Origin of the sequence: Kitasatospora sp. NPDC057500 (assembly GCF_042802195.1) — a bacterium.
Classification (GTDB): domain Bacteria; phylum Actinomycetota; class Actinomycetes; order Streptomycetales; family Streptomycetaceae; genus Kitasatospora.
On the sequence record NZ_JBHVER010000102.1, the window covers coordinates 1 to 18,687 of the forward strand.

Here is an 18,687-nt window from a genome sequence, read left to right on the forward strand (position 1 = left end):
GGGAGCGTGGTTCCGCTCCCGGCCCTCCGGCGTTCCGTCCGTGCCCTACTTGTCGGCGATCAGCACCAGGCCGTAGAGGACGGCCGCGCCGCAGACGGCGAAGCAGGCGTACGCGCCGGCCAGGGCCAGCCGGCCGCCGGTCGCCGGGGCGGCGTTCGGGCCGGCCGCCTCGCGGTGCGCGGTGAGCGCGGCCTCGCGGCGGGACAGGGCCAGGATGCCGAGCGCGAAGACGGCGACCACGCCGACGGTGACGCCGAAGCTGATGCCGGCGGTCTGGGCCAGGGCGTTCCACTTGATGTGCATGGTGTTCGAGCTCCTCAGCCGGCGGCGGTCAGGCCGCGACCGTGGTCGAGGCGGGAGTGGTGGTCGGGGCGGTCGCCGCGGCGGGCACGGTGGCCGGGCCGGTCTCGACCGGGGTGACGTCGGCGGTGTCGTTGACGTTGTCCGCGCCGACCGGCTGGCGGCGGGAGATGACCCACATCGCGGCCGAGCCGGCCACCAGTGCGGCGCCGACCAGGGCGACGCCCCAGTTCCCGCGCTCGGCCAGGTAGGCGGCGACTCCGCCGACGGTGGCGGCGGCGGGCAGGGTCAGGCCCCAGGTGTAGACCATGCGGCGGACCATGCCCCAACGCAGCTCGGCCTTCGGGCCGCCGAGGCCGGCGCCCATGATGCCGCCGGAGCAGACCTGGGTGGTGGAGAGGCCGAAGCCCATGCTGGAGGAGGTCAGGATGACCGTCGCGGCGGCCGACTCGGAGGCGAAGCCCTGACGCGGGGTGATGTCCGCCAGGCCGCTGCCCATCGAGCGGATGATCCGCCAGCCGCCCATGTAGGTGCCGAGCGCGATCGCGGCACCGGCCGAGACGATGACCCAGGTGGGGGGCAGCGCGCCCTTCGGCAGGGCGCCGACCGAGACCAGGGTCAGGGTGATGATGCCCATCGTCTTCTGGGCGTCGTTGGTGCCGTGCGCCAGCGAGATCAGCGAGGAGGAGAAGATCTGGCCGGTGCGGAAGCCCTTGCCGACCGTCTGCTCGCCGCTCTTGCGGGTGATCGCGAAGGCGAGCTTGGTGGCGCCCCAGGAGGCCAGGCCCGCCACCAGCGGGGAGGCGACCGCCGGGATGAGGATCTTGCTGACCACGGTGTCGAAGTTGACGCCGTTGGCGCCGACACCGACCACGGTGGCGCCGATCAGGCCGCCGTAGAGCGCGTGCGAGGAGCTCGACGGCAGGCCGCGCAGCCAGGTCAGCAGGTTCCAGAGGATGGCACCGGCCAGTGCGGCGAAGATGATCTCCGGATGGATGCCGGTCTTCTCGTTGACGATGCCGCCGGAGATGGTGGTGGCGACCTTCACGGAGAGGAAGGCGCCCGCGAAGTTGAGCAGGGCCGCGATGGTGACCGCGACCTTCGGCCTGAGGGCTCCCGTCGCGATGGAGGTGGCCATCGCGTTGGCGGTGTCGTGGAACCCGTTGGTGAAGTCGAAGGCGAGCGCCGTGATGATCACAACGGCCACCAGGAACGAGATGTGTTCCATACCCAAACAATCGTCGTAGTTGTCGCACTGACGTTGGTGTCGTGCGCGACGGTAGGGACGCTTGGTGAACGGAAGGTGAACTGGCCTCGGAATCAAGGTTCCGACGGTGTCGGAGGGGTTGCCGGGACCTTTCCGATGGGTGGCGTCCGCCGTGCTGAGCAGGACATTAGTGGAGATCCGTCCGCTTCGCCCCATTTGCTGAGAGCTGCCTCACAGGCAGGGCGAAAAATTCATCGGGCCGTACGGGCGCGGTCTGTTTCCGGCGAGTAACCCGTGGCAGGATCAGCCGGAGGTCCGGGGACGCCGGAGCGCGGGCGGGCGGGGAGGGCGAGATCCATGGGCGGGGCGGCGCGGCGTGCGGAGCCGGCGGACGGACGACTGACGGGCGTACCGGGCGCATCCGGTGGCAGGCGGCCGGCCTGGGTGCGGGCCTGGGTGCGGGCCGCGCTGCGCTGCGGCGCCGTCCTCGCGGCCGCCGCCCTGTCGCTGCCGGTGGCCGCCGGCGCGGCCTGGGCCGACCCGGTCCCGACGGCGCCGACGGCGCCGACGGCGCCCGCCGCTCCTCCGGTCGCCGACCCCGCCGGTGACCCGCTCGCCCAGGCCAAGGCCACCCTCGGCCCGCTGCTCGACCAGCTGCACGCGCTCTACCAGGGCGCCGAGGCCGCCACCGAGCAGTACAACGCGGCCGTCGAGAAGGTCGCCATGCAGCAGGCCTCGCTCGCCGAGCTCAAGGGCAAGCTGGAGCGGCAGCAGAAGCAGGTCGACGCCGGGACGGATGTCGCCGCCCAGCTCGCCGCCGCCCAGTACCGCAACGGCTCCGCCTCCGCCTACGCCGAGCTGCTGCTCTCCAAGGACCCGTACGAGGCCGTCACCATCGCCGAACTGCTCGCCGCGGCCAGCCGTTCGCAGAACGAGTTCCTGAACAAGCTGACCGCCGACCGTGACGCGCTGGGCGTGCTGCAGAAGCAGAACGAGGAGGCGCTCAGCACCTCGCAGACCCTGGTCACCCAGCAGGACGCCGCCAAGGCCAAGGTCGCCGCCGACCTCGCCGCCGTCGAGCAGCTGGTCTCCTCGCTGACCGGCGCCCAGCGTGCCGAGCTGGAGCAGGTCGAGAAGGCCAAGGCGGACGACGCCCAGCTCGCCTTCCTCGCCTCCGGCGTGCTCGGCCAGGGCGAGCGCACGCCGTCGCTGGCCGGGCGGGCCGCGGTCGCCTACGCGCTCGCCCAGCTGGGCAAGCCGTATGTGTGGGGCGGCGCCGGGCCGGACGTGTTCGACTGCTCCGGGCTCACCTCGCAGGCCTGGCTGCACGCCGGCAAGCCGATTCCGCGCACCAGCCAGGAGCAGTGGGCGCAGCTCCAGCGCATCCCGCTGAACCAGCTGCGGCCGGGCGATCTGATCATCTACTTCGAGGGTGCCACGCACGTCTCGATGTACATCGGCGGAGGGCTGGTCGTGCACGCGCCGCGGCCGGGCTCGTACGTCAAGGTCGGGCCGATCGGGGCCAACCCGGTGCTCGGCGCCGTCCGGCCGGACCCGGACGGGGCGGCGGACGACGCGGGCGGCGCCTGGAAGGTGCCGGACCTGCCGGCCGGCTGGGACTCGGTCACGCCGATCGCGTCCAGCCCGCTCAACCAGCCGCCGGTCGACCCGGGGACGCCGGTCGTTCCGGTGGTTCCCGTCGTCCCGGTGGTGCCGGAGGTACCGGGGGTGCCGGTCACTCCCACGGCCCCGACGACCCCGGCCCCGGGCACCGACCCGTCCACGCCGACCACGGCCCCGACCACCCCCGGCACGCCGACCACCACCCCGTCGGCCACGCCCACCGACACGCCGTCGGGCACCCCGACCGATACCCCGACGGGCACGCCCACCGACACGCCGTCGGGCACCCCGACCGATACCCCGTCGGGCACCCCGACCGGCACGCCCACCGAGACCCCGACGTCCACCCCGACCGGCACCGGCACCGGCTCGCCCACCGCCACCGGCTCCAACGCCGCCACGGCCACGGGCACCGCCTCGGCCTCCGCCTCGGGCAGCCTCTCGCCCCAGCAGAACTGACCGGCGGCCGGTGACGTTCGGGGCGCATCTGCGGCGGGCGGGCTCGGGCATCCTGGAACGGCTGCCCGAGCGGGTGCGGTCCGACGTCTACGTCCTCGCCTTCAACATCTGGCGGCTGGACGCCGACGACCGGCGCCCGTACGTCGACATCGGCCACAACACCGAGAGCCGGTGCGGGGCGGCGGCGGACGCCGACCCCGACGAGGCGCGCTGGAACTACGCCCACTGGATCCTGGAGGGCTTCGACCGGCTCGGCAACGTGCCCGAGGACCCGGTGGGCGGCGCGCTGTGGGAGGAGGAGGCCAGGCGCCTCGGTTTCTGGTACGACGGCCCGTTCGACCTCGACCGCCGTCTGGACGACGCCGCGACCGCCGCCAAGGCGGACCGGTTGCGGGGGACCTTCCAGGAGGCCGTGATCACCCTCGCCCACGACCTCAACGCGAGCGGCACCGTAGCGCGGATCTTCGGTCGCCCCCTGCCCATCGTCGTGTTCGACATGGACAGCCCCGGCTGGGAGGAAGAGGCCACCACGGCCGCCAACCCACCCGAGCTGATCACCGAGTTCCTGACGTACTACAACGGCTGACCGCCTCCTGCTCCTGGCCCTCCCCGTCGCCGAATCCACCCCCATCCCACCCCCCGTCGGCCCTCTACGCCCCTCCGAGCGAGAACCGCCGGCGGCCCCGGGCAGGAGTAGGAAGTCGGCGGGACCGACTTCCTACTCCGCGCGGTGTCGGCAGGTCTTTTGGGCTCGTCATCGGTCGATGGGCGATGGGTGGAGAGTGGGAAGTCGGCCGGTCCGACTTCCCACTCCGGGTGGTCATTGGGGTATGCGGTGGCGGCCGTGGGGTTTGTGGTTGTGGGGGTTGGTTTCGGGGCTGAAGTGGCCGGCCTGGCGGGCGATCCAGGTGTATTCGGGGGTGCCGTCGGGGAGGGTGCGGAGTTCCCAGCGGCCGTGGCGGGTGATGGGCGGCGGGGGTGGGCCGACCTTGAGGGCGGTGACGACGCCGGTGACGACGGTGGCGATGGCGAGGGCGAGGAGGACGGCGAAGGCCGTGCCGATGAGGAAGCCGGTCACTTCCGGCTCGCTTCGCGGAGGAGTTCGAGGAGGGTGGGGAGGGAGGTCTCGCCGAAGTCGATGGTGGTGCCGTTGGCGGTGGCGGAGTCCCACTGGATGCCGAAGGGCTCGCCGATTTCGTGGAGTTCGCGCAGGAGGTAGGTGACTTCGATGGCGGTGTAGGTGCGCAGGGCGGGGTCGTCGGGGGTGATGGGGGTGTTCACGCGGCGGCGTCCAGTTCGAACCAGGTGATCTTGCCGGTCTTGGTGGGGGTGGCGCCGAAGCGGTGGGTGAGGGCGCGGACGAGGTGGAGGCCCCGCCCGGAGAGGGCGTAGGGGTCGGTGGGGAGGCGGGGTTCGGGCAGGTCGGGGCTGTCGTCGCAGACGGCGACACGCAGGGTGGCCGGGACGAGGGAGACCAGGACGGCGGGGGCGGGGCAGTCGCCGTGCTGCCAGGCGTTGACGAAGAGTTCCTGGAAGGCGAGTTCGGCGTCGTCGATGGCGTCGGGGCGCCAGCCGGCGGTGTGGAGGATGGAGCGGAGTTCGGCGCGGACGGCGGTGCAGTCGGGCGGGTCGAGGGCACGCATGACAGACCTCCATGGAAGAGGCGTGAGGGGGAGGAACGGGGGGATGCCGATGGATGCGTCACCGTGAACGAGGCCGGCCCGGACCTGGCTGCTCTGCGGTGCGAAGTGGGCAGCATGCGCCTACCGACCATGAGTTCAGGCATTACTGACGACCCATCGGATCGCTGCGAGATAGACCATAGCGCACGGCAGTATCTATTTTTTACGCTCGCGAGATATTCACCCGTGAGAGGTAACGGCGGCCGGAACATCACTCTCCGGTGGACCATCACCCGAACGGCGCGGCACACTTGGCCCGACCGCGCCCCGGAAGGAAGTCATGCCTCCACGCCCGAACCCAACCATCCGTCAACGCAGGCTCGGAACGGAACTGCGGAGGATGAGAGAGCAGGCCGGTCTTGGAGGATCCCAACTTGGTCGTGCCGTCGGCATGAGTCCCGCCCAGGTCACGCAGATGGAATCCGGGCGGATCGGCATCAGCGTAGAACGGCTTCACACCATCGCTTCCGCCTGCAACTGCGCCAACCGACCGCTGGTCGACGCACTTGCCGGCATCATCGGTGAGCGTGGAAGGGACTGGTGGGAGAGCTATCGCGAGGTGCTGACGACGGACTTCCTGGAAGTGGCCGAGGTCGAGGCGCATGCCCAGGAGATCGCCATCTGCACCACCACCTACATCCCCGGGCTCTTGCAGACCGGCACCTACGCCTCTGCCGTCTTCACTCGGATCTACCCGCCGCTATCCCGAACCGAGATCGACATCAGGACTGCCTTTCGGGTTCAACGGCAGCAGATCGTCCGATCCGGCAGGACGCCGCTGCGGACGTATGTCCACGAAGCCGCGCTCCGTATGCAGTTCGGAGGACCGAGAGTTCTTGCCCAGCAGCTTGAGGCACTGATTGAGGACTCCACGCAGCCGGGGATCTCCGTACGGGCGGTGCCGTTCGCGCTTGACACCTTCCCGGGATCTGGTGAGAACCTCACCTTCGCGAAGGGTCCGGTACCTGAGCTGGACACCGTGCAGATGGACGTGTCGCAGGGGACGATCTTCTTCGACTCTCCGGCAGATCTGGCCAAGCAGCGGGCCATCTTCGACCGGCTGGACTCCACTGCGCTCTCCGAGGACGGATCGCGCGACTTCATCCGTTCCCTCAAGAAGGAAATAGAGGCCAGTTATGCCTGAAGCAATATGGCAGAAGTCGAGTTACAGCGCGGCGAACAACGAGTGCGTCGAAGTGCGTTCGGCGATTCGGGCGGTGGAGCTACGTGAGTCCGACGACGGCGATGTCGTCCTCCGCGCTGACCCCGCCACCTTCGCCAACCTCCTCCGCGCCATCAAGGCCGGCGAACTCGACTGAGGCTTGCCAGCCGCCGTCCAGCGCGGAGTAGGAAGTCGGCGACATCGACTTCCTACTCCGTGGGGACGGCGAAGTAGCCGTTGCCGGTGGGCCCTCGCTTGGCCGGAGCGAGGGACCACCGAGCACCACCACCCAAGCAAGGGTGGAGTGGGAAGTCGGATCCGGCCGACTTCCCACTCCGGGATGGGCATCGGGGGCCCTGGCTGCCCCTCGCTCACTACCGGCGGGAGAGGGGAGTCCGTAGCTCTTCACGAAGTCGGACCGATGTGTCGCTGGGCAATCCCATGAGGGAGTAGCGGAGTTCCTTCGAGAAATCCGCGATGAGATCGAGATCCCGAAGCTGACGCCGCAGTTCAGAGGCCAGCGCCTCGTCCGCGTCGATAGAGAGCTCGTCTTCTTCCATCTCGGCCAGGTGCTGAAGATGCTCGTCGACGGCTTCCACCGCCCGGCCGCTGGTCCAGATGGCGAACTCGTGGCAGCCGAAGAGGTAGGTGTGCGCGGCAAACAGCGTTGCCGCCGCAGCGGACTCGTCTGCATCGGCCGGCCCGTCCTGACCGTCGTTGTGGCAGTACTCGCTGAGCATGTACTGGGCGACACCACGGTTCACCGCCGCGAACGCCGTGGAATCACCGAGAACGCCCTCCCACACCGAATTCAGCAGGGGACGCAGGCTCAGAGTGAACGGCGCCTGCTCGTCCTCGGGCAACGCCTCATGCCGGCTCATGAGCCGCTCCGCGACCCCGGCGGCGAAGACGCGACGCTCACCGGGCGACGCCGACCTCAACCGCTCCTCCAGCAGTGCCGACAGCTCCCGCCACAGATCCATTCGAGCCACCCCGGAGTCGCGACGCCAGCGTGGCCACGCCAGCCACGCGATCATCCCAAATGCCAGTGACAATGCCACTGGCGGTTCCGCAGCCAGCCACCCTGCGCGACGCTGCGCGAGTCCGATGACGGCGATGCCGTCCTTACCTCCCCCGTGTCATCACAAGGCCGGCGAAGTCGACCGTCACCCACTCTGAGGCCCACCAGCGGCTGTCCAACGTGGAGTGGGAAGTCGGATCGGTCGACTTCCCACTCGGGATGAGTACCGGGGACCCCAACTGCCCCCTCGCTCGGTGCGAGCGAGGGGGCAGCCACCCGTGGTCCGCCTGCCGTTCCTTCGGCGGAGCGAGTCGGTTTCCAGTGTTGGAAACGGCAACCTCTTGTCCCTGCCCCTTCCGCCTCGGGACGATGGCCGGGACACCGAGCCATCGAGGAGGACGACGGTGACTGCCCGACGTTGTACCTGACGGACCGTGGCACCCTCGCTGTTCAGGGTGATCGGACCACCGGGCACGGTCCGCGGATTCCGGATCACGAGTCGTTGGTCGAGATCCCTGTCGAACTCATCCGGAAGGCCGTTCGTGACAACCTCATCTAGGACCCTGGGGGACTGGTTCTCGGTGTTCGAACGGACGGCGTTCCGGCTGGAGACGCTCGATGACTACAGCCAGTCCGGTGGGGTGGACGCCTTTCACGCCTTCCTCACCGGGGAGGAGCAGCCGGAGGGCTACCGGACCGCCGACTGGGTCGGGACCCCCGGGCGGCAGCTTCGCTCCGTCGCGGCCGTCTCCTGCCCCCGTACCCACGGCCCCACCTCGGAAGTGCCCCCGCCCTGCCCGCTCGGACGGCGATGACCCCCCCGGAGCAGGAAGTCGGACGGGCCGACTTCCTACTCCGGGGCGGCGGCTTCCAGCTCCTCGATGGTGCCGGACATGATCGTCCGCACGTGGGCGGTGATGTGCGCGGGGGGCCAGTTCCACCAGGCGATGGCGAGGAGGCGGGCGATCTCCTCCTCGTCGTACCGGTGGCGGATGACGCGGGCGGGGTTGCCGCCGGCGATGGCGTAGGGCGGGATGTCGGTGGTGACCACGGAGCCGGTGGCGACGATGGCGCCGTGGCCGATGCGGACGCCCGGCATCACGGTCACGCCGTTGCCCAGCCAGACGTCGTGGCCGACCACCGTGTCGCCGCGGTTGGGGAGGTCGGTGAGGAGGTCGAAGTGGGCCGCCCACGGCCCGCCCATGATGGGGAACGGGAAGGTGGACGGGCCGTCCGTGCGGTGGTTGGCGCCGTTCATGATGAAGCGGACGCCCGTTCCCAGGGCGCAGTACCTGCCGATGACCAGCCGCTCCGGACCGTAGTGGTAGAGCACGTTGCGGGTCTCGAACGCGGTCGGGTCCTCCGGGTCGTCGTAGTAGGTGAACTCGCCCACCTCGATGAGCGGGGACGTCACCAGGGGCCGGAGCAGCACCACGCGGGGCTGCTCCGGCATCGGGTGGAGGACCGTCGGATCGGGCTCAGGCGCCACTGTCGGCCTCGAAGCGGATGACGACGGCCTTGGACGTGGGCGTGTTGCTGATGTCGGCGGTGGAGTCCAGCGGGACCAGGACGTTGGTCTCCGGGTAGTACGCCGCGGCGCCGCCCCGGGCGACGGGGTAGTAGACGACGCGGAAGTGGGGGGCCCGGCGCTCCACGCCGTCCTTCCACTCGCTGACCAGGTCGACGTACTGGCCGTCGGAGAGCCCGAGTTCGAGGGCGTCGGCCGGGTCGACCAGGACGACGCGCCGCCCGCCCTTGATACCCCGGTAGCGGTCGTCCAGGCCGTAGACGGTGGTGTTGTACTGGTCGTGCGAGCGCAGCGTCTGCAGCAGCAGCCGGCCGGCCGGGACCTCCGGCGCCGTGAGCGGGTTGACCGTGAAGTTGGCCCTGCCGGTGGCGGTGGGGAAGGTGCGGGTGTCGCGCGGGCCGTGCGGGAGGGTGAAGCCGCCGGGGCGGCGGACCTTGTCGTTGTAGTCCTCGAAGCCGGGGACGACCCGGGCGATCCGGTCGCGCAGGGTGTCGTAGTCGGCGGCGAAGTCCTCCCACGGCACGGTGTCCTCCGGCCCGAGGACGGCCCGGGCGAGCCGGCAGACGATGGCGGTCTCGGAGAGCAGCCCGGGGGCCGGCGGCCGCAGGCCGCCGCGCGAGGAGTGCACTTGGCCCATCGAGTCCTCGACGGTGACGAACTGGGCGCCGCGCGCGGTGACGTCCCGGTCGGTGCGGCCGAGGGTGGGCAGGATCAGGGCGCGGGCGCCGGTGATCACGTGCGAGCGGTTGAGCTTGGTGGAGACGTGCACGGTGAGCCGGCAGCGGCGCATCGCCGCCTCGGTGACCTCGGTGTCCGGGGTGGCGGCGACGAAGTTGCCGCCCATCGCGAAGAAGACGCCGACCCGGCCGTCCCGCATGGCGCGGATGGTGTCGACGGAGTCCAGGCCGTGCTCGCGCGGCGGTTCGAAGGAGAACTCCCGCCCGAGCGCGTCCAGGAAGGCGGTGGTGGGGCGTTCGAAGATGCCCATCGTCCGGTCGCCCTGGACGTTGCTGTGCCCGCGCACCGGGCAGACGCCCGCGCCCGGACGGCCGACGTTGCCGCGCAGCAGCAGGAAGTTGACGACCTCGCGGATGGTCGGCACGGCGTGCTTGTGCTGGGTGAGGCCCATCGCCCAGCAGACGATCACCTTCTCGGACGCGAGGACCAGCCGGGCCAGCTCCTCGATCTGCCACCACGGCAGCCCGGTGGCGGCGAGCACCTCCTCGCGGGAGGTCGTCGCGGCCTCGGCGGCGAACTCCTCGAAGCCGTGGCAGTGCTCGGCGACGAAGGCGTGGTCGACGGCGTCCTGCTCGACGATCAGCTGGTTGAGCGCGCGGAACAGGGCGAGGTCGCCGCCGAGCCGGATCTGCAGGAAGAGGTCGGTCAGCTTGGTGCCGTGGCCGACCAGGCCGCGCGCCTGCTGCGGGTTCTTGAAACGCTCCAGCCCGGCCTCGGGCAGCGGGTTGACGCTGACGATGGTCGCGCCGGCGCGCTTGGCCCGCTCCAGGGCGGAGAGCATCCGGGGGTGGTTGGTGCCCGGGTTCTGGCCCGCGACGATGATCAGATCGGCCTGGTAGAGGTCCTTCAGGCTGACGCTGCCCTTGCCGACGCCGAGCGTCTCGGTGAGCGCCGAGCCGGAGGACTCGTGGCACATGTTGGAGCAGTCCGGCAGGTTGTTGGTGCCGAGTCGGCGGGCGAACAGCTGGTACGCGAACGCGGCCTCGTTGCTGGTCCGGCCCGAGGTGTAGAACGCGGCGCCGTCCGGGGTGTCCAGGGCGCGCAGCTCCTCGGCGATCAGCGCGAAGGCGTCGTCCCAGGAGACGGGGGTGTAGTGGGTCGCGCCCTCGTCGAGGAGCATCGGCTGGGTGAGCCGGCCCTGCTGGCCGAGCCAGTAGCCGGAACGCCCGGCCAGCTCGGCGACCGGGTGGGCGGCGAAGAACTCGGCGCGGATCCGGCGCTCGGTGGCCTCCTCCGCGACGGCCTTGGCGCCGTTCTCGCAGAACTCGGCGGTGTGCGTCTTCCCGGGCTCCGGCCAGGCGCAGCCGGGGCAGTCGAAGCCGTCCGGCTGGTTGACCTTGAGCAGCGTGCTCAGGGTGCGGCGGGCGCCCATCTGCTCGGTGGCCATCCGCAGGCTGTGGCCGACGGCGGGCAGCCCGGCTGCCGCGTGCTGGCGCGCCGACACCCGGGGGGCGTCCTGCGCCGGGTCGCTCTGCGGGGCCTGTTTGGCCATGACTGCGCTCCTCGGCTGTGCGGGGGCCGCCGCCTCGTCGCGGCGCCTGATGTCATCCTCGCACCTGGGCGGCCGGGGGCGGCAGGGGAGAAACGGGGGAGGGCGGCGGGGGCGGGGGCGCGGATAGAGTGCAGGTGCTTCGATGGGGCCGGGGGTGGGCGGGTGATGGTCGGCGACGTGCTCGACGGGCGGTACCAGCTGGTCGAGCGGCTGGGCCAGGGCGGGTTCGGCGTGGTGTGGCGGGCCTTCGACACCCGGATGCGCAGGCCGGTGGCGGTCAAGGTCATCAACCACCACGGCGAGGACCAGCAGAAGGCGGCGCTGCGGTTCGTCCGCGAGGCCTGCGCGGCGGGCAACCTCTCCCACCCGCACATCGTCACCGTGCACGACCTCGGCGAGGGCGAGCTGGGCGGCCGGCTGGTGACGTACCTGGTGATGGAACTGCTCACCGGCCGCACCCTGACCGCCGTGCTCCGGGACGGCCCGGCGGACCCGGCGCAGAGCCTGCGCTGGGGGCGGCAGATCTGCTCCGCGCTGGCCGCCGCGCACGACGCGGGGATGGTGCACCGGGACATCAAGCCCGAGAACATCATGGTCACCGACGCGGGCGTGGTGAAGGTGCTGGACTTCGGCATCGCGCAGCTCGACATCGGGACGGGCGGGCTCACCACCACCGGAACGGTCATCGGCAGCCCCGCGTACATGGCGCCGGAGCGCTGGACCGGGGGCCGGGTGGACGGCCGGGCGGACCTCTACGCGCTCGGCTGCGTGCTGGTCGAGCTCTGCACCGGGGCGCGGCCGTTCGGCGGGGACTCGACGCCGGTGCTGATGTACCAGCACCTCAACGAGCCGCCGCCGGCGCTGGACCCGGCGTCGTTCGGGCTGCCGGCGGAGCTGGCGGGGTTGATCGCGGAGCTGCTGGCGAAGGACCCGGAACGGCGGCCGGCGGACGCCCGGACGGTGGAGCGGCGGCTGGCGGGGCTGGAGGAGCGGCGGACGGCGGGGCCGGTCGGGCCCGTGCTGCCGCCCCCGCCCCCGGCCCCGCCGCTGCCACCGCCGGCCCCGCCGGTTCTGCCGGTTCTGCCGGTCCCGTCGCAGGAGGCCGTCCGGGCCGCCCTGCGCGAGCGCCGCGACGCCGCCTTCCGGGCGGCGACGGCCGGCGAGTCCGCCGTGCAGCTCCACGCGGTGGCGCAGGAGGCCGTGGCCGCGCTCGGCGCCACCGACCGCGAGACCCTCAACGCCTGGCGCGACTTCACCTGGTTCCTCAGCCGGGCCGGCGACCTCGACGGCGCGATCCGGCTGCTCTCCACGCTGGCCGAGGACATGCGGCTCGCCCTCGGCCAGACCGACCCGGACACCCTCGCCGCCCGCTACCACCTGGTGTGGTGCATCGGGGAGAGCGGTGAGACGGTCACCGCGCTGCGCCGGCTCGTCCAGCTGCTGCCGGACCTGCACACCGCCTGGGGCGGCCACGACCACCGGGTGCTCAAGGCACGGCACGACCTGGCGGTGTACACGGCGAACCGGGGCGACCTGGAGGGTGCGGTGCTCCAGCTGCGCACCCTGCTGCCGGACCTGGCCCGGGCGCTCGGCGAGCAGCACCCGGCCACCGTCCAGGCCTGGCAGGACCTCTCCGGCTACCAGCAGCGGCTCGCGGCGTCCCCGGCAGGGCGGACACGGTCCGGCCGCCGGCCGCGGATGCACCCGGGCGAGGCGCTGCTGCTGATCCGCCGCCTGCTGGCCTGGGACTTCACCTCGGACCAGGAGGCCAACGCCTGCCTGACGGCGCTGGAACGCGGCACCGGGATCAAGCGGGTCGGCGACTGGATCCTCTCCGCCCCGGACCACGTCACGGCCGAGGATCTGGTGGAGGAGATCTACGGCCCGTGACGCGGCTCGGAGCCGGGGGGTGGCGGAGCCAGCCGCCCCCGGGCCACCTCACCCGGCGGCTACGCCGGGGGCCGCCGAGGGGGTGTGGGCGGAGGTGGTTCGTCGGGGGCGGTGGGGGTGTCGTTGTGGAAGGTCGTTGAGTGCTGCGGCGCCCGGGCGGAGGCCGCGCGGAAGACGGGCGCGTGGTGGGGTGCCGCCGTCGATGGCGGTGGTGCGGGGCGGGGGCGCGCGGGGGGACGGCGGGTGGACGGGGCTGCCAGGCCCCTGAGGGCCCGGAGGCAGCCGCCCCCGGGCCCACCCCCCGGGCCCACCCCACCCGGCGGCTACACCGGGACCGCCGAGGGGGTGTGGGCGAGGGCGCGGAGGAGGGTGCGGGCGGCGGCGTCGTTCTGGCGGAAGCCGGGGGAGTCGGTGCGGGGGCGGGCGAAGGCGGCGGCGGCGCGGAGGCTGGTGTGCGGGCCGAGGGCGGTGCGGCGCGGGTGCGGGCCGCCGTCGAGGGCGGGGTCGAGGACGCGACTGTCACCGGGCCGGATGGTGAGCAGGCCCGAGCGGTGGGTGTACTCGGCGTCGGCGACGACCTCCTCGGTGATCCGCCCGGTGCGGTGCAGGTCGCGCAGCAGCGGGTCGAGGGTGCGGGCCAGCGCGTGCTTGGGCAGGTACGCCTCGACCAGCGCGGTGGCGCCGACGGTGCGGCCGGGCACGGTGGCGCCGGAGGCCCGCCAGGTGCCGGTGGCCTCGTCGCGCTCGACCCGGACGCCCGCGCCGAGGAAGCGGACCACCCCGGCCTCGGAGAGCGCGAGCAGCTGGCGCAGCCGGAAGCCGGGCGGGCCGGAGGCGAGGTAGTTGAAGAAGCCGAAGAACCACTCGTCGACGTCCTCGGCCACCGAGCGGGCGGTGAGCCGGCCGGAGCCGAGCAGCCGGGGCAGCTGGCCGAAGAGCGAGAGCAGGGCGAGGAAGGCGCCGAGGTCGGCGCTGTGGGCGGGGTCGGCGCGGCGGTTTACGTCCTCGGTGATGTAGCGGCGCAGGTGGTGCTGGAGCTCCTCGGCGGTGCCGAGTTCGAGGCCGGCGAGCGGGAAGTCGAGGCGTTCCAGGTCGAGCCGGTCGGCCGGGTCGGGGACGGCCCGTTCGACCAGGGCGTCCAGCTCCGGGGACGCCCACGGGTGGGCGTCGTAGCCGGCCAGGAACTCCGTCCAGGGCAGGGCGGTGCGCTCCGGGTGGGCGAGGAACAGTTCGTGGTAGTGGCCGAACCCGATGTCCTTGGCCATCAACGGCCAGGCGTCGCGCCGCAGTTCGATCGGGCCCGGCCGGTCGAGCAGGGTGTCGACGGCGGCGGCGTCGAAGTACCGGGGGAGCGGCGCGCGCGGGCCCTGGAGGCGGTAGTCGGTCTTGGAGTGGTACGGGACGCCGCGCCGCGAGCCGACGTGCAGGACGGGTTCGCGCCCGGAGGGGCGGTAGCGCAGGCCGCCCGCGCCGTCCGGCTCGAAGCGCCCGCCGCGGCCCTCGGTGAGCAGCGAGACCAGGTCGACGAAGGCGAGCCCGAAGCCGCGCAGCACGGTGTGCTCGCCGGGTGCGATGCGGTCGAGGTCGGCGGTGGCGTCGGCGGTGTAGGCGGGCGGCAGGTGGAAGCGGCCGTGCCGGGCGGCGAAGGCGGCGTCGGCGGCGTACCGGGCGTCGGGGGATGAGTCGAGGTGGCCGAGGGTGAGCACGACGTGGTCGGCGGTGAGCACCCGGTCGGTGAGGTGGACGTGCTGCGGGCCGTCGGCCGGGCCCTCGATGCGGTGCGCGGTGTCCCGGTGGACGGTGACCGTCACGTGCGGCGGCAGGTCGGCGACGGCGCGCCGGAACACCCAGTCCAGGTAGGCGCTCTGGACCCGCCGGGTGGGGAAGCCGGTGGGCGCGAGGGCGCGCAGTTCGGCCCGGACGTCCGGGTCCGGGTTCTCCCGGTAGGGGGCGAAGGCCCGGGGGTCGGCGGCCCATTCGGCGAGCGAGGGGCCGGGGCGGACCGGTCCGTCGATGGTGGAGCGCTCGTCGGTGAACATGGTGACGTCCTCGGCCATCGAGTTCATCCGCAGCAGCGGGGACTGCTCGTGGCGCCAGATCCGGCCGCCGCCGGGCGGGTGCGGGTCGACCAGGTGGATGTGCAGCGGCCGGTCGGCGGGCAGCAGTTCGGGGGCGTTGGCGGCGATCCGCTCCAGCACTCCGGTGCCGCGCGGCCCGGCGCCGACGATGACCAGGGTGGCGCTCACCGGCCGGCCTCCCCGGGGAGCCCGGCGGAGGCCGGGGCGGCGCTGCGCAGCCGCCGGTACGCCGCGCGGGCCTTCTGCAGCGGGGTGGGCGGCAGCCCCTCGCGGGTGGCGCCCTTCGCGTAGTGCCGCTCGACGTAGTACTGCCCGACCGACAGCACCGTGGTGATCACGATGTACCAGATGGTGGCGACCATCAGCATCGGGATGACCTGGTAGGACTGCAGATAGACCAGCTGGACCGAGTAGAGCAGGTCGGAGACGGCCAGCACGCTGATGATGCTGGTCCCCTTGAGCGCGCCGATCAGCATGTTGCCGGCGGTCGGCACGATCGAGCGCATCGCCTGCGGGACGACGATCCGGCGCAGCACCCGCCACCGGCCGATGCCGAGCGCGGCGGCGGCCTCCAACTGGCCGCGGTCGACGGAGAGGATGCCGCCGCGCACCACCTCGGCGGCGTACGCGGCCTCCAGCAGGGTGAGTCCGACGACGGCGGTGAGGGTCGGGCCGAACAGGTTGACGGTGCGGACGGTGAGGAACTCCGGGCCGAACGGGATGCCGAGGCCGAGGGTCGGGTAGAGGGCGCCGATGTTGAAGAAGAGCAGCAGCTGCACCAGCGCCGGGGTGGAGCGGAAGATCCAGATGTAGACCCAGCTGAGCGTGCGCAGCACCGGGTTGGCGGACAGCCGCATGGTGGCGAGGACGGTGCCGAGCAGGAAGCCGAGGCCGAGGGTGACGGCGGTCAGCCAGAGGGTCAGGGTCAGGCCGTTCATGACGGAGGCGGCGGTGAACCAGTCGGCGACCACGTCCCACTGGAACGCCTTGTTGCGGGCCAGCGAGTTGACCACCATCGCGAAGAGCAGCAGGGCGACGGCGGCGGAGACCCACTGGCCGGGGCGGCGCCGGGGGACGATCCGGGCGGTGGCGGCCGCGGCGTCGGGGGCGGTCGCGGAGGGCGGGGCGGCGGCTTCGGCGAGGGAGCGGGCGGGGGCGGGCAGGACGTCCGGTGGGGTGGCCATGGGGAGGCTCCAGGCGGGAGGGCGGAGATGCGCGCGGGCGCACGGGGCGTGGGTACGGCGTGGTCACGTACGGCCGTTGCGGCCGGCCCGCGTCCCTCAACGCGGCCGGCGGTGCACTGCACTCCGTTTTCGATCGTACGCGTGAGCGATCGGCGGGTGTCAAGGGCGGGGCACCCGGCGGTCCGGGCGGTCCGGGAGGCTTCGCGCGGCGACAGGAGATCGCAACACGGCGGCAATGGAGGGCTGTTGACGCCGTGCGCGGTTCGCTGCTCAACTTGAGGCCATGTACGCCGAGCAGCCCCTGGTCACCCGCGACCACATCGACTTCGGTCGGGTGTGGTCCGCGGCGTGTCGCGGCTGACCCGGCAGCGGGCCGTCCGCCCGGCCCCGTCCTCCCTCGCAGGGACCTCCCTCGGTGCCCCGTCCCGGGCCGGGAGAGCCGTCGCACTCTGACGGTTCGTCACCAGCGCGCTGCCGCCACCCTCCCCTCCTCACCGCGTTGCGCTCCGGCATCCCCTCCGTCCGCCCGCGGGCCGTCACGTGCCCGCCCACCGCTCCACCGCCCTCACCGCGCAGGGCTTGCTCCGGTCTGCCCACCCGCAGCCCACCGGACTGCGTACGACCCGAAAGGTTCCGCCACCATGCCCGTCGAATTCCTCGGCATCGCCGCCACCGCCGACGGCACCGAGACCACCGCGCGCACCACCGCCGCGTTCGACCGCGACTACACCCTGCGGCTGGCCCGCGCCCACGAGGACCACGGCTGGGACCGGGTGCTGTTCGCCTACGGCTCCGGCGCCCCCGACCCGGCGCCCGCCGCCGCGTTCCTCGCCGCCCGGCTCGACACCCTGCAGATCCTGCTCGCCCACCGCCCGAACGTCTCGTACCCGACCTTCGCCGCCAAGACCTTCGCCACCCTGGACCGGATCAGCGAGGGCCGGCTCACCGTCCACTTCATCACCGGCGGCAACGACCACGAGCAGCAGCGCGAGGGCGACTTCCTCACCAAGGACGAGCGGTACGCCCGGACCAGGGAGTACATCGGCATCGTCAAGAAGGCCTGGACCAGCCGGGAGCCCTTCGACCACGAGGGCGCGCACTACCGCTTCAACGACTTCGTCTCCGACGTCTTCCCCGTGCAGCAGCCGCGCCCCGGGGTCTCCTTCGGCGGCTCCTCGGCGGCGGCGTACGCGGCCGGCGGCGCCGAGGCGGACGTCTACTGCCTCTGGGGCGAGCCGCTGGCGCGCACGGCCGAGCAGATCGAGCGGGTGAAGGAGGCGGCGCGGGCCGCCGGGCGCGAGGACGTGCCGCGGATCCAGGTGGCGTTCCGGCCGATCATCGCGCCGACCGAGGAGCTGGCCTGGGAGAAGGCGCACCGGACGGTGGACGCGATCCGGGCCCGCCGGGAGGGCGGCGAGCTGATCCGCCGGGGCCGCCCGGCCGGCACCGCTCCCGAGAACGCCGGATCCCGGCGGCTGCTGGAGATCGCCGAGGCGGGTGAGCGGTACGACCGGGCGCTGTGGACGCCGACCGCCGCCGCCACCGGCGGAGCGGGCAACTCCAACGCGCTGGTCGGCACCCCGGAGACGGTCGCCCAGGCGCTGCTCGACTACTACGACCTGGGCGTGGACATCCTCTCCGCGCGCGGCTACCACCTGGTGGACGACGCCATCGACTTCGGCCGGCACGTGATCCCGATCGTCCGCGAGGAGGTCGCCAAGCGCGACGCCGCCGAGGCCGCCAAGGCCGCCAAGGCCGCCGACGCCGCCGAGCGGGCCGAGCGCGACCGCCACCAGCTGATCGCGGTCCAGGCGTGACGGGCGCGAGCGGCGCGCCGGCCCTCGACGTCGAGGTCCGCCGGGTGCGCATCGACGACCCGCTCGCCGAGCCGCTGGTGCGCGAGCTGACCGAGGAGTACGTCCGCCGCTACGGCCCCGAGGGGCGCGAGGAGATGACCCGCTACCCGGCCGACAGCTGGGCCGAGCCGTCCGGCGGCGTGCTGCTGCTCCTGCTGGAGGACGGCGAGCCGGTGGCCGGCGGCGCGTACAAGCGCCTCGACGCGCGGACGGCCGAGGTGAAGCGGATGTGGACGCACTCGGCGCACCGCCGCCGGGGCCTGGCCACCCGGGTGCTGGCCGAGCTGGAACGGGCCGCCGCCGGGGCCGGCTACCACCGGTTCTTCCTCACCACCGGCCCGCGCCAGCCCGAGGCCAGGGGGCTCTACCTGGCCAACGGCTACACCCCGCTGTTCGACGTCGCCGCGGACCCCCTGACCATCGGCCCGCTGCCGTTCGAGAAGCACCTCGGCTGACCCACCCCGAAA

The 18,687-nt window shown here is 72.7% G+C and carries 18 protein-coding genes; 8 read left to right on the forward strand and 10 right to left on the reverse strand.

Features of this window, described 5'->3' with window-relative positions; translation table 11 throughout:
• Window positions 1–45 precede the first annotated feature (45 nt).
• Window positions 46–303 carry a hypothetical protein gene (locus ACFU74_RS21650; RefSeq protein ID WP_380759119.1) on the reverse strand — a complete coding sequence of 86 codons (258 nt, stop codon included), beginning with the start codon at window positions 301–303 and terminating at the stop codon, window positions 46–48.
• A gap of 28 nt (window positions 304–331) precedes the next feature.
• Window positions 332–1,528 carry an anion permease gene (locus ACFU74_RS21655; protein ID WP_380759121.1) on the reverse strand — a complete coding sequence of 399 codons (1,197 nt, stop codon included), beginning with the start codon at window positions 1,526–1,528 and terminating at the stop codon, window positions 332–334.
• Window positions 1,529–1,951: 423 nt separating this feature from the next.
• On the opposite strand from ACFU74_RS21655, the gene ACFU74_RS21660 reads away from it, so the two are divergent.
• Both ACFU74_RS21660 and ACFU74_RS21665 read left to right on the forward strand, forming a co-directional pair.
• A complete protein-coding gene (locus tag ACFU74_RS21660) occupies window positions 1,952–3,589 on the forward strand; it encodes a C40 family peptidase (protein ID WP_380759123.1) in 1,638 nt (545 codons plus the stop codon).
• 10 nt (window positions 3,590–3,599) lie between these two features.
• Window positions 3,600–4,175, forward strand: a complete 576-nt coding sequence (locus tag ACFU74_RS21665; RefSeq protein WP_380759125.1) for a hypothetical protein — start codon at window positions 3,600–3,602, stop codon at window positions 4,173–4,175.
• Window positions 4,176–4,409: 234 nt separating this feature from the next.
• Here the strand turns inward: ACFU74_RS21665 and ACFU74_RS21670 are convergent, their stop codons facing one another.
• Genes ACFU74_RS21670 through ACFU74_RS21680 form a run of 3 tightly spaced genes read right to left on the reverse strand, consistent with a single transcriptional unit; the run spans window position 4,410 to window position 5,232 of the window.
• Window positions 4,410–4,667 (reverse strand): hypothetical protein, encoded by a 258-nt coding sequence (locus ACFU74_RS21670; protein WP_380759127.1) that lies wholly within the window; start codon window positions 4,665–4,667, stop codon window positions 4,410–4,412.
• A complete protein-coding gene (locus ACFU74_RS21675; RefSeq protein ID WP_380759129.1) occupies window positions 4,664–4,870 on the reverse strand; it encodes a hypothetical protein in 207 nt (68 codons plus the stop codon). Before ACFU74_RS21675 ends, ACFU74_RS21670 begins: the two co-directional genes overlap by 4 nt.
• Window positions 4,867–5,232 carry an ATP-binding protein gene (locus ACFU74_RS21680; RefSeq protein ID WP_380759131.1) on the reverse strand — a complete coding sequence of 122 codons (366 nt, stop codon included), beginning with the start codon at window positions 5,230–5,232 and terminating at the stop codon, window positions 4,867–4,869. The genes ACFU74_RS21675 and ACFU74_RS21680 overlap by 4 nt, the downstream gene beginning before the upstream one ends.
• Window positions 5,233–5,551: 319 nt before the next feature.
• On the opposite strand from ACFU74_RS21680, the gene ACFU74_RS21685 reads away from it, so the two are divergent.
• Together ACFU74_RS21685 and ACFU74_RS21690 are read left to right on the forward strand one after the other, a co-directional pair.
• On the forward strand, window positions 5,552–6,415 hold the full coding sequence (locus ACFU74_RS21685) for a helix-turn-helix domain-containing protein (protein ID WP_380759133.1): 864 nt from the start codon (window positions 5,552–5,554) through the stop codon (window positions 6,413–6,415).
• Entirely contained in the window at window positions 6,408–6,590 is a 183-nt protein-coding gene (locus ACFU74_RS21690; RefSeq protein WP_380759135.1) for a DUF397 domain-containing protein, read from the forward strand. Before ACFU74_RS21685 ends, ACFU74_RS21690 begins: the two co-directional genes overlap by 8 nt.
• A gap of 217 nt (window positions 6,591–6,807) precedes the next feature.
• Here ACFU74_RS21690 and ACFU74_RS21695 read toward each other — a convergent pair whose 3' ends face one another.
• A complete protein-coding gene (locus tag ACFU74_RS21695) occupies window positions 6,808–7,494 on the reverse strand; it encodes a hypothetical protein (RefSeq protein ID WP_380759137.1) in 687 nt (228 codons plus the stop codon).
• 502 nt (window positions 7,495–7,996) lie between these two features.
• Here ACFU74_RS21695 and ACFU74_RS21700 point away from each other — a divergent pair.
• On the forward strand, window positions 7,997–8,269 hold the full coding sequence (locus tag ACFU74_RS21700; protein ID WP_380759139.1) for a DUF6879 family protein: 273 nt from the start codon (window positions 7,997–7,999) through the stop codon (window positions 8,267–8,269).
• A 35-nt stretch (window positions 8,270–8,304) separates the two neighbouring features.
• On the opposite strand, the gene ACFU74_RS21705 is transcribed toward ACFU74_RS21700, so the two are convergent.
• Both ACFU74_RS21705 and ACFU74_RS21710 read right to left on the reverse strand, forming a co-directional pair.
• Entirely contained in the window at window positions 8,305–8,907 is a 603-nt protein-coding gene (locus tag ACFU74_RS21705) for a CatB-related O-acetyltransferase (RefSeq protein ID WP_380759141.1), read from the reverse strand.
• 25 nt (window positions 8,908–8,932) lie between these two features.
• The gene (locus ACFU74_RS21710; protein ID WP_380759143.1) at window positions 8,933–11,212 is read right to left on the reverse strand and encodes an FdhF/YdeP family oxidoreductase; all 2,280 of its coding nucleotides are present in this window, start codon (window positions 11,210–11,212) and stop codon (window positions 8,933–8,935) included.
• A 165-nt stretch (window positions 11,213–11,377) separates the two neighbouring features.
• On the opposite strand from ACFU74_RS21710, the gene ACFU74_RS21715 reads away from it, so the two are divergent.
• On the forward strand, window positions 11,378–13,102 hold the full coding sequence (locus ACFU74_RS21715; RefSeq protein WP_380759145.1) for a protein kinase: 1,725 nt from the start codon (window positions 11,378–11,380) through the stop codon (window positions 13,100–13,102).
• A 323-nt stretch (window positions 13,103–13,425) separates the two neighbouring features.
• Here ACFU74_RS21715 and ACFU74_RS21720 read toward each other — a convergent pair whose 3' ends face one another.
• Together ACFU74_RS21720 and ACFU74_RS21725 are read right to left on the reverse strand one after the other, a co-directional pair.
• Window positions 13,426–15,348: an FAD/NAD(P)-binding protein gene (locus ACFU74_RS21720; RefSeq protein WP_380759147.1), complete on the reverse strand. Its 1,923-nt coding sequence runs from the start codon at window positions 15,346–15,348 to the stop codon at window positions 13,426–13,428.
• Window positions 15,345–16,364, reverse strand: coding sequence for an amino acid ABC transporter permease (locus ACFU74_RS21725; RefSeq protein WP_380759149.1), 1,020 nt, complete (start codon window positions 16,362–16,364; stop codon window positions 15,345–15,347). The genes ACFU74_RS21720 and ACFU74_RS21725 overlap by 4 nt, the downstream gene beginning before the upstream one ends.
• Window positions 16,365–17,005: 641 nt before the next feature.
• Here ACFU74_RS21725 and ACFU74_RS21730 point away from each other — a divergent pair.
• Both ACFU74_RS21730 and ACFU74_RS21735 read left to right on the forward strand, forming a co-directional pair.
• Entirely contained in the window at window positions 17,006–18,181 is a 1,176-nt protein-coding gene (locus tag ACFU74_RS21730) for an LLM class flavin-dependent oxidoreductase (RefSeq protein ID WP_380759151.1), read from the forward strand.
• Window positions 18,178–18,675 carry a GNAT family N-acetyltransferase gene (locus ACFU74_RS21735; protein ID WP_380759153.1) on the forward strand — a complete coding sequence of 166 codons (498 nt, stop codon included), beginning with the start codon at window positions 18,178–18,180 and terminating at the stop codon, window positions 18,673–18,675. The genes ACFU74_RS21730 and ACFU74_RS21735 overlap by 4 nt, the downstream gene beginning before the upstream one ends.
• The last annotated feature ends 12 nt before the right edge of the window (window positions 18,676–18,687 follow it).